This is a genomic window from Micromonospora sp. DT46 (assembly GCF_049841735.1).
In the GTDB taxonomy this organism is placed as follows: Bacteria; Actinomycetota; Actinomycetes; order Mycobacteriales; family Micromonosporaceae; genus Micromonospora; species Micromonospora reichwaldensis.
The window spans coordinates 1-395 of sequence record NZ_JBNCKW010000036.1 but is presented as its reverse complement, the minus strand read 5'-3'; the positions used below and the strand labels follow the sequence as shown (position 1 = coordinate 395).

1 rRNA gene is annotated in these 395 nt (G+C 62.0%); it reads left to right on the top strand.

The features are described 5' to 3' along the window. Window positions 1–62, top strand: a 16S ribosomal RNA gene (locus ACLQ20_RS31355); the annotation flags it as partial. Window positions 63–395: the final 333 nt, after the last annotated feature.

The following is a 395-nucleotide window of genomic DNA, read 5'->3' as shown; positions in this document are numbered from 1 at the left end:
CGATTGGGACGAAGTCGTAACAAGGTAGCCGTACCGGAAGGTGCGGCTGGATCACCTCCTTTCTAAGGAGCACCTTCACCCGAAAGGGTGCAAGGAGCCCGCGGCCCGCGAATGTCGGGTCGGGGTGCTCAATGGCGGAGACACTGGCGAGTTTTTTCCTGGCAACGGCCGGGTTCTTCCTAGTACAGCTGCCTTCGGGTGGTGGGAACGGAGTCCTGGTGCGGCTGGGAGAGGGCGGATAGCACCCTGTTGGGTCCTGAAGGAACAACCGTTGGTTGTTTTTTCGGAGCCGTAGGCGAGCGTGAGAGCTTGTCGGGCTGCCAGGCATGGCCTGGTGTGGCATACCGCCGGCGGTGGTCGGGTTTGGTGTCGCACGGATCGGGTTGTGGGTTGGT